The following is a 14,720-nucleotide window of genomic DNA, read 5'->3' as shown; positions in this document are numbered from 1 at the left end:
GTAAGTTAAGAGCATTCATCAAGCACAAACAAAACTCAACACTCAAAACTCAACACTTAATTAAACCGCTTTAATCGACAATTTAACGCGACCTTGCTTATCTACTTCGGTTAAGCGAACTTTGATTTCCTGGCCTTCTTTAAGATAATCCGCCACGTTTTCAACACGCTCTTCTGAAATTTGCGACACATGCACCAAGCCTTCACGACCCGGCATATAAGACACAAACGCACCAAAATCAACGATCTTAACGACTTTTGCATCATAGACCTTGCCAATTTCAGGCTCGGCCACAATCGCCATAATACGCGCAATCGCATCATCCGAGCAGGCCTGGTCACTGGACGCAATCCGCACGGTGCCATCATCTTCCAATTCAATCACCGCGCCGGTTTCTTCGGTTAGCGCACGAATCACTGCGCCGCCTTTACCAATGATTTCACGCACTTTTTCCGGCTTCACTTTAATCGTGGTGATACGCGGTGCGGTGGCGGCCACGTCTTGATTCGACGAGGTAATCGCCTTATTCATTTCGCCTAGAATATGCAAGCGCCCTGCTTTGGCTTGCTCCAACGCAATCTGCATAATTTCTTCGGTAATGCCTTCGATTTTGATGTCCATTTGCAGCGCGGTAATACCCTGATCGGTGCCGGCAACTTTAAAATCCATGTCGCCAAGGTGATCCTCGTCACCCAAGATATCAGACAAGACCGCAAAACCTGCATCTTCTTTAATCAAGCCCATCGCAATCCCGGCGACCGGTGCCGCAATCGGCACGCCTGCGTGCATTAATGACATACTGGTACCACATACCGTAGCCATCGAGCTTGAACCATTTGACTCAGTGATTTCAGACACCACGCGCACGGTATAAGGGAATTCTTCCGCAGTCGGTAACATCGCGGCTATACCACGACGCGCCAACATACCATGACCAATTTCACGGCGACCCGGTGTCCCCATACGTCCGCATTCACCAACCGAGTAAGGCGGGAAGTTATAATGCAGCATAAAACGGTCTTTGTAAGAGCCGGTTAACTCATCGACAATTTTCGCATCAGTTTCGGTGCCTAAGGTCGTCACCACCAACGCCTGGGTTTCGCCACGGGTAAACAAGGCCGAACCATGCACTTTTGGCAACACACCGACCTGGCAGTTAATGCCACGAATGGTATGATTATCACGTCCATCGATACGCGGTTGCCCCGCCACCGAACGACCACGCACGATGTCTTTTTGCAGTTTACCGAATAGACCTTCTAGGGCTTTTTCCGACTCACCTTCAGGGTTAGCTTCAGACTGTCCCAAGGTTTCCATCATTTTGGCTTTCGCTGCATCGAGTGCCGCATAACGCGCCATTTTATCTGCGATTTGATAAGCTGCTTCAACGTCATTACGAATTAAACCAAACACCTTGTCTTTTAATTCGGTGTTTTCTGCCGCTGGCTGCCAATCCCAGCGCGGCTTGCCGACTTCAGCCGCTAATTCACGCACCGCTTGAATCGCTATTTGCATCTGCTGATGACCAAACATCACGGCACCCAACATGACGTCCTCAGGCAATTCACTAGCTTCAGACTCGACCATCAACACGGCGGATTCTGTTCCGGCAACACTCAATTCAAGATCAGACTCTTCCAATTCAAGTTTTGATGGATTGAGCATGAAAGCCCCTTCACGGTAACCGACAATCGCGGCTCCAATCGGGCCATTGAATGGGATACCGGAAATCGCTAATGCGGCTGAAGTCCCCAACATGGCCGCCACTTCGGTACCCACAGTTGGGTCCAAAGCTAAAACAGTGGCAATCACTTGCACTTCATTCATAAAGCCTTTAGGGAATAATGGGCGGATCGGGCGATCAATTAAACGTGAGGTCAGGGTTTCAAACTCAGATGGGCGGCTTTCGCGTTTTAAAAACCCACCAGGAATGCGTCCTGCAGCATAGGCCTTTTCTTGGTAATGCACGGTTAGCGGGAAAAAGTCTTGGCCTTCATTAGCTTTCTTCGCGCCAACGACGGTCACCAGAATACGGGTGTCGCCCATACCAACAATCACCGCGCCATCGGCTTGACGCGCAATTTCACCGGTTTCAAAGCTTACGGTGTGCTGGCCGTACTGAAAGGTTTTTACATGTTTTGCCATCAGATTTTCCTATTCTTTTATGGGGTTTAACTGAAAACCTGAATCCTTAAAATAACCAGGCCTGGTTAGCTTAAGGATTCAGGTTAAGGGTTCGCAGTTAAACAAAGTTAAATAACAATTTAATCAAAAAGCTATTGTAACGCCTTGATTGAATTTAGCCTACAAAAAAGCCCCGACAAGCGGGGCTTTTTTGTTCAATCGATTTGAATTACTTACGTAAGCCAAGACGACCAATTAAATCTAAATAACGCTGACCATCTTTTTTGTGCAAGTAATCTAACAACTTACGACGACGGCTAACCAAACGCAACAAACCCACACGTGAATGATTGTCTTGTTTGTGAGATTTAAAATGCTCAGTTAAGTGCTTGATACGGTGAGTTAAAAGGGCAACCTGAACTTCAGTAGAACCGGTATCCTGTGCATTTGCGCCGTATTCAGCGACGATTGTAGCCTTAGTAGCTGCATCCATCTTGTTTCTCTCCTTGAGATCGGTTATCAATTAAAAGTGTGTTTCCGCAACCGATAGCAGAAACGCACCGCATTCTACATAAAATTTTAATAAAAAGCAAAAAACTGAAAAAACTGTCTAGATTTAATGACGACCATAACCATGTACATAATGTTCGATTTGCGCCATATTTTCACTCATCGAACGTACAAGATGATCTAGACTTACCACCGCATTTTCAAGAATATTAACTGCAATAAAAGGCTGTTCTATTTTCAAACGATCATACATAGGACGCGTTAATGCTAACAGCTTAACTTTTTTAGAGACAGCGTACATTCTGAGGTTTCTAGGTTTACGATCAAAAAATGACATTTCGCCAACTAGGTTACCCACCCCCTGTATGCCGACATTGACATCATCCTGCCCATCAAAGCTGTTAAAGCCGACCTTGCCCTTGATAACAAACATAATACAGTCGCCAACATCCCCCATATCAGAGATAACCTGATCGCGTTCAAAGGTTTTATCTTGAAGATAATGGGTTAGAATCTCTACCTCTGACAGAGTGAGTGACTCACAAATTAGGTTTTGTTGAAAGTATTCAAAAAGTTCATTTGCCGTCATGCTAATCATCAAATCATTCCTTCTTTTCGCCTGGCAAGAAAACTGGCAACAGGCCGTCCATCATTAAGTTCGTCTATTCTATCAACTATCAGATCAAATTCACTAAATTCTTTCGCCAGCTCACCAACACGAAGGATAAAATTCGGATTTTTAGGCGAGCCATAGCGTTCAACGCCTTCAATGAAGGTTTGAACTAACACATACCCTCCCACTCTACAGTGGCTGCGCATAAAACTAAATAGATCACGATCTAAAAAACGAATCATCATGATTAAATCAAACTGCCCTAGCGGCCAAGATTCAGGCTGCCGTAAATCGGCCTGAATCCAGTCCACTTTTGCTTGATGTTGCTTGGCAAGCTGTTTGGCACAATCCAACACCCTTGCTTGTTGGTCTATGGCGGTGACCTGCCACCCTTGTTGAACTAGATAAATGGCATCACGCCCACCACCGCAGCCCAAATCCAGCGCCAGCTTTTTCTTAGGTTGAACCTGAGACAACACCTGCATTAAAAAAGGATTAGCAGCCCAAGCTTTAAAAGAATTAATCCCTGATTGAAGAAGCAGGCCTGGTTGTTGCATTGCTTGTGCTGATTTAACCGCTTGTATCTGATAACCCTTGTTAAGCAAATGATTTCTAGCAGGTTCGATTAATTCATTGGGCGCAACCAATCCCAAGGGTTGTGTGCGTTCAGGTAGGGCATTCAGACAGGCGTTTAAATAAGTCCAACTTAAATTAATTGAACGACTAAAGTGACCCTGCTGGTAAAGCGTTGGTTCACGTAAATCAATCCAAACCAGTTCAGCGTGCATACTACTCGCTTGTCTTAACTAGACTATCCAAGTTGAATCCACGTTTTATTTTCAAACGCTGCTTGTCCGCCTGCCACTCACCTACTGCAAAAATCTGTTGTTGCTCATCATATAAACGCAGCAAGCATGTTTGCTCCGGGTTTTCAGGCTTCACCTCAAACAAAAACCCTCCCATCCACAAATGGTCTTTTTGTTCTTTAGTTAGATAAACCGGTTGATACTCGGTTAATGCAATATCTAGCGACAATAAATTTGTATTGCGATAACGCGCAATTTCTTCAATAGGCTGCATCATATCAGAATGAAATACGCCGGTTTGCGTTCGATGCAACGCAATTAAATGACCGACCGTTCCCAAGGCCTGCGCAATCTCGCAGCCTAAAACACGGATGTAGGTGCCTTTTGAACAATGCACATCGAAGCGAATTTGATCATTATTAAAATCAATTAACCTGATATCCAAAATTTCCACTTCACGAGCTTCACGTTCAATTTCAATCCCTTGACGTGCATAAACATGCAACGACTTACCCTCATGCTTGATTGAGGAATACATCGGTGGAACCTGCATGATCTTGCCATGAAACCTGGCTAGCGTAGCTTCCAGCAAAGCTTGGCTAAGTGGCGGTATCCTATCACGCTCAACAACCTCGCCATCATGGTCGCCGGTGTCGGTCGCTTCTCCGAGCTGCAAGGTTGCGGTGTAGCGTTTATCCGACGCCAACAACAAGCTTGAAACCTTAGTGGCTTCGCCCAAACAAACCGGAAGCAAGCCGGTCGCAAACGGATCAAGCGTACCTGTGTGGCCGGCTTTTTTTGCGTTATAGAGTTTCATCACTTGCTTAACCACGTCAGTCGAGGTTAAACCTGCTGCCTTATTGACCAGAACAATACCGTTTACGACACGGCGACGACTTCTTCTTTGCATAACCGATTAATAGAGTGCTTTTTTGATTAATTGCTCGATATGATCAACATGATCAGGAACAGTATCGTAATGAAAACGAATGTCAGGAGTAATTCGCAATCTTAACTGCTTACCCAGCTCAGAACGAAAAAAACCTCTGGCTTTTTCTAACGCCTTCTGAGCATCCATTATGGCTTGATCACCCTCTTTAGCCCCCATAACAGTGAAATAAACCTTGGCGACACTTAAATCCTTACTGACTTTACACTCAGTGAGTGTTAAACCTTGTAAACGTGGATCTTTTACTTCCCGACGTAATAGGTTCGATAACAAACGAAAAATTTCTTGCGATACCCTATCGGTACGACTAAATTCTTGAGACATAGTTACTTCCAATTTCCAACCACCAGGCCTGGTGGTGATAACAAAAATGCCCCGCAGGGCATTTTAAAAAATCCAGATTATACATAATGAGCGGTCGAGATTACTCTGTGCACTTTAAACACAGAGTAGAAGCTAACTTTAATCTAATGTACGTTTCACTTCATAGCGTTTAAAGACCTCAATTTGGTCACCTACACGCACATCGTTATAATCCTTAACACCGATACCGCATTCCATACCTTGGCGCACCTCTTTTACGTCATCTTTGAAACGACGTAAAGACTCAAGTTCACCCTGGTAGATAACCACGTTATCACGAAGTACACGAATAGGCTGGCTGCGCTGCACATTGCCTTCGATTACCATACAACCTGCAATCAAACCAATTTTTGGCGCCTTAAAGACATCACGCACTTCAGCAACACCAATTATTTCTTCACGCTCTTCTGCAGAAAGCTTACCTTCAATTGCGCGTTTTACCTCATCCACTACTTCATAGATAATGCTGTAGTAATAGAGACCAACCCCTTCACGCTCAACCAAACGTTTTGCGGTGGCATCCGCTCGAACGTTAAAACCAAATACCAAGGCATCAGAAGCTATGGCAAGGTTTACATCACTCTCGGTAATCCCACCCACACCACTACTAACAACATTGACCTTAACTTCTTCGTTGCTTAAGTCGGTCAAAGCATTGGCAATCGCTTCAATTGAGCCTTGAACATCGGCTTTCAATACAATATTTACAGACTTCATTTCGCCTTCAGCCATCTTATTGAACATATTGTCCAACTTAGAACTTTGCTGACGAGCAATTTTGACTTCTTTGAACTTGCCTTGACGGAAAAGTGCAACTTCACGTGCTTTGCGCTCGTTATCAACCGTGATCATTTCATCACCTGCCGCCGGAACGCCAGACAAGCCTAAAATTTCCACTGGAAAAGAAGGACCGGCTGAATCCACCATCTTGCCCTGCTCATTCACCAACGCACGAACACGACCAAATTCCATACCACACAAGGCAATATCGCCTTTTCTAAGCGTGCCGGACTGAACGAGTACGGTAGCGACCGGACCACGTCCTTTGTCTAAGCGCGATTCAATGACAACACCCTTTGCATGACCTTCGGTCGGCGCATCTAACTCCAACATTTCGGCGCTCAATAAAATGGCTTCAAGCAATTGATCAATACCGGTACCCTTTTTCGCCGATACAGGTACGAACTGAATATCGCCACCCCACTCTTCAGGAACCACTTCTTCAGCCACTAATTCTTGCATAACTCGATCTGGATTAGCGCCTTCTTTATCCATTTTGTTGATCGCAACAACCATCCCAACACCGGCCGCTTTCGCATGTTGAATGGCTTCTTTGGTTTGAGGCATAACGCCATCATCCGCCGCCACAACGATGACTACAATATCGGTTACCTTTGCACCACGCGCACGCATAGCGGTGAAGGCTTGGTGACCCGGGGTATCAATAAAGGTAATATCGCCGTTCGGTGTTTCAACGTGATAAGCACCAATGTGCTGAGTGATCCCACCTGCTTCACCATCCGCAATTTTTGCTTTACGAATATAGTCAAGCAAAGAGGTTTTACCGTGATCAACGTGACCCATAATCGTTACTACGGGTGCACGATGAACATATTCACCATGATACTCTTGCTGAAGCACTTCCTCTTCTAGCGCATTTTCTTTTAGAAGAATGGGCTTATGACCCAATTCTTCAACCACAATGGCGGCCGTATCCTGATCCAAAACCTGATTAATCGTTACCATCGTGCCTAAAGTCATCATATACTTGATAACCTCAGCAACCTTAACTGACATCTTATCGGCCAATTCAGCAACTTGAATGGTTTCAGGAATCGTTACTTCACGAATAACAGGACCGGCTGGGCGCTGAAAACCATGCTGATTATCTGCTGTTGCATGCTTGCTACCTGCGTGCTTTTTGTTTCTTCGACGACCGGCGGGCGATTCATCCGATACAATTCTTGTCTTGATGGTTTTTTTGGATTTAGGGCGTCCATCTTCCATTTTGCTTTCTTGGGCTTTACCCTCTTTACCCTTTTGGCCTTTGGCTTTGTTTTCGCCTTTTGGTTTTTGCTCTATCGCCTTATTAACAATTTCACCGCTCTTTGGCTTACGCGGTTCCTTGTCTTGTTTGACCAATTCAGCCTCGTCACGTTTCTCACCATCCGTATTTTTAGACACGGCCTGACTTTCAACCGGCTCCGCTACAGGTGCAACCACAGGTGCCTCAGGCTGAGCCTGGGATGTCTGTTGAACCGTTTCATTCAATTTAGTTTCTTCAACCACCGGTTCGACATCAAGTGTTTCAGCGCTCGTTTCAGTTTCTGGTCGTTTAACATAGGTACGCTTTTTTCTTACCTCAACGTTGACCGTTCTTTTACCTGAACCGGTTGATAAGTTCAAAGTTTTAACCTGCTTACGACGCAGGGTCACCTTTTGAGGTTCATCTGCTGTTTCACCATGTAAGCCTTTTAAATAAGCCAACAAAGTGCGTTTTTCGTCTTCACTAATGGTGTCGTTTTTTGATTTACCCTTAACACCTGAAGCGTTAAGTTGAGCTAATAATTTATCTACAGAAAGGTTGAGTGTTTCTGAAAACTTTAATATTGATACTTCGGCCATAATGCTTGCCTCTCCCTTTTACTGTTATTCAAACCATGGTGCGCGTGCTTTCATAATTAATGCTGCGGCAGTATCGGCATCCAAATCAACGATATCGAGTAACTCGTCCGTACCTAATTCAGCCAGATCTTCCTGGGTCACAACGCCATGAGTTGCTAATTTTTTTGCCATTTCACTAGTCATCCCGTCTAAAGCTAATAGATCGGCTGCAGGTTCCGCTAAAACGGTTTTTTCTTCGTTAACGATTGCTTGTGTCAACAAGGCATCCTTGGCGCGCTGCTTTAATTCATTAACAAGGTCTTCGTCAAACCCGTCAATTTCTAACATTTCGGTAGTAGGAACATAAGCTACTTCTTCAATAGAAGTAAAACCTTCTTCAACCAATAGTTGCGCTAAGTCCTCATCAACCTCTAATGCACCGACAAATTTCTCAACTTGGTTATTCGCTTCAGAGTTGTGTTTTTCTTCCATGTCGGTCTTGCTCATGACATTAAGCTCCCAACCGGTCAACTCAGAGGCTAGGCGAATATTTTGTCCACCCTTGCCAATCGCCATTGAAAGCTGATCATCTTCAACTGCCAGATCCATTTCATGACGATCTTCATCAACCATAATCGAGGTAATTTCAGCCGGTGCCATCGCATTAATGACAAACTGTGCATCATTCGGATCCCATTGAATAATATCGATACGTTCACCATTTAGTTCATTGGTAACTGCTTGAACACGTCCACCGCGCATACCAACACAAGCCCCAATAGGATCAAGGCGTGGATCATTCGCACGTACCGCTATTTTTGCGCGGAATCCAACATCTCTAGCCGCCGCCATCACATCAATCAAGTCATCACCAATTTCAGGTACTTCAATCTTAAACAATTCAATCAGCATTTCTTTACAAGCACGTGACATAAACAACTGTGCACCGCGTGGACGATAAGTCACTTCTTTTAAATAAGCACGAACACGATCACCCATTCTAAAGTTTTCACGTCCAACCAACTCGTTGCGTGGGATAATCGCATCCACGTTATCGCCCATGTCTAAAATCACATCGCCACGATCAATACGTTTGACCTGTCCGGTTAGAATTTCGCCTACGCGCGATGAATATTCTTCAACTACTTTTCTGCGCTCTGCTTCGCGTACTTTTTGGATAATGACTTGTTTCGCGGTTTGTGCGCCAATACGACCAAACTCAATCGACTCAATTTCTTCTTCGATATAGTTGTCAGGTTGAGCATGTGGGTCTTCATCAACTGCATCCATCATTCGAATATACAAACCTGGTTCGCCCTCAATGGCCACATCATCTTCGATAATCAACCAACGACGGTAGGTCGTGTAGTTTCCTGTACGACGATCAATCTCAACGCGTGCATCGATCTTATCATCATGATTTTTAATGGTTGCCATTGCCAAAGCAGTTTCAATAGCTTCAAATATAACCTCTTCGTCAACGCCCTTCTCATTGGACATAATTTCAACAACGGACAATACTTCTTTACTCATGATTCAACCGCCTTACAGTTCAACAACTAAATTTGCTTTATCAATACTTGAAAATGGAATTTCGTAACTTTCACGATCCACTTCGACTACAATCTGATCCTCAGTTACTTCGATCAGCTCACCTTTAAATTTGCGTCTTCCCATGATGGCCAAGCGTGAACGCACATTAACCTTCTGACCAATGTAAGGCTTGTATTGCTCTGGCTTGAACAATGGGCGCTCCATTCCCGGTGATGAGATTTCGAGCATATAGGCCGATGCAATAGGATCTTCAACATCCATGATTGCACTAATTTGCCGACTGGCTAGGGCACAATCATCCACGGTCACGCCAACATTGGGGCGATCAATATATATTCTCAGTGTGGAGTCTTTACCAGCCGCAATATACTCACACCCCCAAAACTCTAAACCCATTGCGGTTATCGCTGGAGCAACAAGTTCTTCAATTTTTTGTTCAAGCCTCACGCTTCTTCCTTCTATTGAGAAAACCAGGTGAAAAAAACCAATAAAAAACCCCGTAAAAACGGGGTTCTCTAAGCATGAACCGGCCTTAAATTAAATTAAGTACCCGCCCATATAAAATTCATTTCAGAAAAACTGTGCAAAGCATACAGATATTGACCGCCGGTGTCAAGTCAAATACCGGCACAATATTGAGGCTTAATTTTTAATCCTTGCGCATTTCGTTCAACTTAACATAAATCATCGCGGTCATCAGTGCGTCATTAAACGCATCGTGTTGGCCGAGGCTGGGTAGGTTGAGCTTTGCCAAAATTGTTTTAAAACTTAAATCAAACACCTCGTGCTCGGGTTGCAGCCAATCCTGATAAAACTGTTTATGATAAAGCTGTGACACTTCAATTTGTTGATTCGGCAAACTAATCCCCAACCAAGGCTTAATCAAACCATTCACCATTGCCATATCAAACTCCAAGTAATACCCAACTAACGGGCGTGAACCGATAAACTCGACAAACTGCCTAATCGCATCGGCCGGTTCTAATCCAGCCTCTACATCCATATTGCGTAGCCCATGAATCACAATGCTTTCCGGGTTAATAACCTGTTGTTGTTTGAATTTCAAACTTAAGCTTTGGCTGGTCAGGATTTCTGCACCGCGAATTTTAATCGCACTCAACGATACAATCGAATCTTTTCTAGGATCTAATCCGCTGGTTTCACAATCAAAACACACCACGTCCTGATCCGGAGGCGCGTCAAACAAAAACTGATATTCTTGGTTTTTAAGCCGATATTTCAACCAGGCCTGGTTTAAGGTTTTAAGCATCACAACAGCGCATCCATTTTGAAATGTTGTTCGATAAACTTTTTAAACTTATTCACCACCCCAAACGCATCCTTAAGCAAATCCTGCTGAAAATGGTTTAGGTGATCCGTTTCAATCGCGTTGTCCATCGTGTTGCCCAATAGTTTTTTCTCCAACATCGCTTGTAGTCTTAAGGTGTTCAAAAAGTTCAGCGTTTCCCCGAGCTCAACACCAAATGCCTCATCAAACACATTGCGGTTAATCAATTCCCGAATCCGCCAATGGGTATTGGTTTTTTCGATTCCCAGCTCCAGCGCCAAACACCTTACACCGTGTACAATCGGGAAAATACCACCCTTTTTCAAGTCAATCGAATGGCCCTGATCTTTTTGCGTAATCAGACGCCCGAACAACCCGATAGGTGTTTCAAACTGCAACACACTGCGCGCAAACTGTGGCAAAAACATCTGGCGTTTATTGACCTGCTGCTGCAACACCTGCTTGATACGGTCTAAACGCGCGCTATCCCCTTGCACCGCCTGTGCATCAAACAAAATCGCCAGGTTCATAAAACTATCGAGCGAAGGATTTTCAAACCATCTGAGAATCTGTTGCTCAAACGCCGATTGGCTCAAACGCCAAGCCGAATTGGATACCATAATATTGCCCGGACAAGGTGGAAAACCCAGTTCAATCAATTTGGCCGAATAGCTCTGGCAAAACTGCGCTAGCGCAGCTTCATCCACCGTTTCGGCGAACACCACCGCATTATCCTGATCGGTACGCACCACCTGCTCTGAACGGCCTTCACTGCCCATCACAATAAACGTTGCCTCGTTAAAGGCTTGCTCCTGGTCTAACACCTGCCAAAGTTTAGCTTGAAGTTTGCGGTGCAGTTCATTCACTAGCTTGGCAATATAATGGGTTTTCACGCCTTTATTCGACAAACCCGCAACCAAATCATCAATCTGCTGGGTGACTTTTTTAAGATCATCAAAACTTTCAGCACGTTCTAAAGTCAACATCACCAGGCCGGATTGATTGGCGAATAAACTCATCAATTCTTTTTGATGCAACACCCCAATAAAGCCTTGTTTGTCACGCACCATTAAACGATCCACGCCATAACGGGTCATCTTTAACAACGCATTAAACAAATAATCATTTTGATGAATCGAAATCACCGGATAACTCACCATGTCGGCAATCGGACTCGACAAATCAAAACCATGAATCGCCAAACCGCGCAATAAATCTGACGAGGTAATCACCCCGAGCTGTTCACCATCTTTCACCAAACACGCATCGGTTTTATGGGTTTCCATCTGCTCTACACAGGCCTTGATTGATGTCTGACAGGATATTTCAACCAACGCATGCAACGGCGCGATTTTGACCGCATCCATCATCGCCTCTGAAGACGACTCTATCTGTAACTGCTGATGAAACCGACTGAGTTTCTCGGTAATATCGTTAAAATAAAACGCCTCAAAATCGGGGTTATGGTTTAACAGTTTTTGAAACAACGCATTCGGCAGCCGATAGACCAGGGTCTCCTCAATCGCATGATAATTAAGCTTGGCTTTTTGATCGAGTAGCGTGGACGCACCAAACTGTGCATTCGTTCCGTAAATCGCACACTGTCCGGCTCCCTCATCATCCTGACACTCTGACACCCGCCCTTTCATCACGATATACAAAAAAGCATGCCCAGTCGTATCCAACGGAATCTGATCCTCTTGGGCAAAATACACCACATCTAAAGCCGCCGCCGCCTCTTCTAACCAGGCCTGGTCAAGCCGGTCAAACGGATGAACCGCCTGTAAAAATCGCGTTTGTTCTAAAATTGACATAGACTGTCCTTATAAAAAATTAACCACAAAAATTGTTATCGCCCTTTTGCATCATGGCCGCTTCGATGCGTTCGCGTTCTTTTTGGATTTTCAATTGCAAGGCCTCTTCGCTGGGGAGTTGGGTGAGGTATTTCGAGGCAAATAGCTGTTGACTGTCTTTGAGTGCGTAATATTTCGCCACGGTTTCGTTGCGTTCGCTACACAAAATCAGCCCAATGGTCGGGTTGTCGTCTGGGCGGCGTTTTTGTTCTTCATACAGGCGCACATACATATCCATTTGCCCAACATCTTGATGACTGAGTTTGTTCAGTTTTAGGTCAATCAGCACAAAGCATTTTAAATGGAAGTTATAAAACACCAAGTCGATAAAATCGTCGCCATCGTTGGTGATGATGCGTTGCTGACGTTCAACAAAAGCAAAGCCTTTGCCCAGTTCGAGTAGAAATTTCTGTAAATTATCGATAATCGCCTGTTCTAAATCGGCTTTTTGATAGCGTCCTCCGCCGAGGCTGAGGAAGTCGAGTAAGTAAGGGGCTCGCAAATAATCTTGCGGTTTGTCAGCAAGCAACTCATCAATATTGGCATAGGCCTGCACCATGGTTGAGTTAACCGTTTGCTGAACTTGCGTTCGGGCTTGGTCGATGATTTGGCGGATATTACCTAGCAAATCGGGTTTTGCGCGGGTGATGTTAAAAGTCATAGGTTAATCTCCGCTAAATTCTGCTTTATTTTCCAATAGCCGCCTTTTGCAGGGCCTATGCGTTCGAGCAGGCCTACTTGTTTGAATTGGGCAATTTGTTTTTCAACCGCACGGGATGTAATACCCAATTCTTCAGATAGGGCTTTGGCACTGATTTTAGGATTGCTCTGAATCAAAGCTAAAATCGGTGGCAGTTTCTCCGAACTTTTCTCCGAACTTTTCTCCGAACTTTCATCTTGCGAAGTGGTTTCGGTTCGGACAAACTCAATATCGAAAAAGTCGCCGGTTTCTTTGAGGCGTGGCATGGGGATGTCGGCTTGTTGGCAAATTTGTTGCATTCGGGCGATGCCGCTGCCCCATTGTTCGATAAAGTCGAGTTCTTTGAATACGCGGGCGATGACTTTGTTGCGGATTTCCGAGCGTCCGTGCATGGCTTCGTCTAGGATGATGCCGTTGGGTAAGCCGCCGGGGGATACAATATTGAGAATGTCGTCATAAATGCCGACTTTGATATCGCGCCCGCTGTTGCTGTAGTCGCGGTGTACGATCGCATTGACGAGCGCTTCACGTATCGCCGGCATGGGGATTTCGTAGGTGTCGGTGCGTTGCAGTCCTAAAATTTCGCCGCGCAGATGCAGGTGGTTTTTGATGAAGATTTCGGTTTGCGCCAGTTGGTTGAAAACATCGCCGGTGTATTCTTTTTTGTCTAAGAATAGCGTCATGGCGGTGCCCTTAAAGCGCGCGCATTTGATGGCAACCTGTTCATAGTATCCAAGCAATACCATTAAACCGTGGGTGGGATAATCTTGGCCTTCGTGATGGCGAATGAGTTTTAGGCTGCGTAGCTTGCTGTCGGTTAGGGGTTTACCTTGTTGCTCGAAAGCCTTGAATAAGGGCGTAAGGTCGAGACCGGCTAAGGGCTCCTCCCAAGCAATTTGTTCGTCGAAGCTTTGATTGAGCGCTTGGCGTTCGAGTTCATGAATCATCACCAAGCTGGCTTGGCGATTGGTTGCACCAAGTCTAATGTAAGTGCCTTGATCGCGCCCTTTGTGTTTGAGAAAGTAAGGCATTTGATTGCCACGAAACACTTGCACAACTACAAGGGTTTTGTTTTGCAGGGTTTCAAGGTAAATGCTGGGCATCAGACTCGGCTGGCAAAGCTCATGTACCATCGAGGCGATTTTATCCATCATCTCAAATTCGTCGTGCTCGATACCAAGGATTTGGCGTTGATCGTCCACACCAATTACTAATTTTCCACCAGCGGTATTGGCAAACGCAATCAGCGTTTTGGCGAGCTGTTCTCCCTTGGGAAGCTGGCGTTTGAGTTCCAGCGTTTTGCTTTCGCCCGCGTCGATTTGTTGTTGCAAGAACGACATAACTTGTCCCTATAAA

At 45.0% G+C, this 14,720-nt stretch carries 13 protein-coding genes; all 13 read right to left on the bottom strand.

Annotated elements, in window-relative coordinates:
• Positions 1 to 60: 60 nt before the first annotated feature.
• The 13 genes from pnp to JX580_RS03960 all read right to left on the bottom strand — a co-directional run bounded on the left by pnp (position 61) and on the right by JX580_RS03960 (position 14,704).
• Positions 61 to 2,145, bottom strand: coding sequence for a polyribonucleotide nucleotidyltransferase (gene pnp, locus JX580_RS04020; RefSeq protein ID WP_248851514.1), 2,085 nt, complete (start codon positions 2,143 to 2,145; stop codon positions 61 to 63).
• Positions 2,146 to 2,353: 208 nt separating this feature from the next.
• Positions 2,354 to 2,617 carry a 30S ribosomal protein S15 gene (gene rpsO, locus JX580_RS04015; protein ID WP_248851512.1) on the bottom strand — a complete coding sequence of 88 codons (264 nt, stop codon included), beginning with the start codon at positions 2,615 to 2,617 and terminating at the stop codon, positions 2,354 to 2,356.
• Between the two features lie 123 nt (positions 2,618 to 2,740).
• Positions 2,741 to 3,232, bottom strand: a complete 492-nt coding sequence (locus tag JX580_RS04010; RefSeq protein ID WP_248851510.1) for a Crp/Fnr family transcriptional regulator — start codon at positions 3,230 to 3,232, stop codon at positions 2,741 to 2,743.
• Positions 3,232 to 4,035: a class I SAM-dependent methyltransferase gene (locus JX580_RS04005; RefSeq protein WP_248851508.1), complete on the bottom strand. Its 804-nt coding sequence runs from the start codon at positions 4,033 to 4,035 to the stop codon at positions 3,232 to 3,234. Before JX580_RS04005 ends, JX580_RS04010 begins: the two co-directional genes overlap by 1 nt.
• Position 4,036: 1 nt before the next feature.
• A complete protein-coding gene (truB, locus tag JX580_RS04000) occupies positions 4,037 to 4,963 on the bottom strand; it encodes a tRNA pseudouridine(55) synthase TruB (RefSeq protein ID WP_248851507.1) in 927 nt (308 codons plus the stop codon).
• Between the two features lie 6 nt (positions 4,964 to 4,969).
• Positions 4,970 to 5,326 carry a 30S ribosome-binding factor RbfA gene (rbfA, locus tag JX580_RS03995; RefSeq protein WP_248851505.1) on the bottom strand — a complete coding sequence of 119 codons (357 nt, stop codon included), beginning with the start codon at positions 5,324 to 5,326 and terminating at the stop codon, positions 4,970 to 4,972.
• A 138-nt stretch (positions 5,327 to 5,464) separates the two neighbouring features.
• Positions 5,465 to 7,990, bottom strand: coding sequence for a translation initiation factor IF-2 (gene infB, locus JX580_RS03990; RefSeq protein ID WP_248851504.1), 2,526 nt, complete (start codon positions 7,988 to 7,990; stop codon positions 5,465 to 5,467).
• A 24-nt stretch (positions 7,991 to 8,014) separates the two neighbouring features.
• Positions 8,015 to 9,502, bottom strand: a complete 1,488-nt coding sequence (gene nusA, locus JX580_RS03985) for a transcription termination factor NusA (RefSeq protein ID WP_248851503.1) — start codon at positions 9,500 to 9,502, stop codon at positions 8,015 to 8,017.
• A gap of 12 nt (positions 9,503 to 9,514) precedes the next feature.
• Positions 9,515 to 9,970 carry a ribosome maturation factor RimP gene (gene rimP, locus JX580_RS03980; RefSeq protein WP_283103603.1) on the bottom strand — a complete coding sequence of 152 codons (456 nt, stop codon included), beginning with the start codon at positions 9,968 to 9,970 and terminating at the stop codon, positions 9,515 to 9,517.
• Between the two features lie 202 nt (positions 9,971 to 10,172).
• Entirely contained in the window at positions 10,173 to 10,793 is a 621-nt protein-coding gene (locus JX580_RS03975; RefSeq protein ID WP_248851878.1) for a 3'-5' exonuclease, read from the bottom strand.
• A complete protein-coding gene (locus JX580_RS03970; RefSeq protein ID WP_248851502.1) occupies positions 10,793 to 12,625 on the bottom strand; it encodes a putative nucleotidyltransferase substrate binding domain-containing protein in 1,833 nt (610 codons plus the stop codon). The genes JX580_RS03975 and JX580_RS03970 overlap by 1 nt, the downstream gene beginning before the upstream one ends.
• Before the next feature lie 19 nt (positions 12,626 to 12,644).
• Positions 12,645 to 13,325 (bottom strand): PDDEXK nuclease domain-containing protein, encoded by a 681-nt coding sequence (locus JX580_RS03965; protein ID WP_248851501.1) that lies wholly within the window; start codon positions 13,323 to 13,325, stop codon positions 12,645 to 12,647.
• Positions 13,322 to 14,704, bottom strand: a complete 1,383-nt coding sequence (locus JX580_RS03960) for an RNA-binding domain-containing protein (protein WP_248851499.1) — start codon at positions 14,702 to 14,704, stop codon at positions 13,322 to 13,324. The genes JX580_RS03965 and JX580_RS03960 overlap by 4 nt, the downstream gene beginning before the upstream one ends.
• Positions 14,705 to 14,720 lie beyond the last annotated feature (16 nt).

The organism is Thiomicrospira microaerophila (assembly GCF_023278225.1).
In the GTDB taxonomy this organism is placed as follows: Bacteria; Pseudomonadota; Gammaproteobacteria; order Thiomicrospirales; family Thiomicrospiraceae; genus Thiomicrospira; species Thiomicrospira microaerophila_A.
This window is presented reverse-complemented; position numbering and strand designations above follow the sequence as displayed.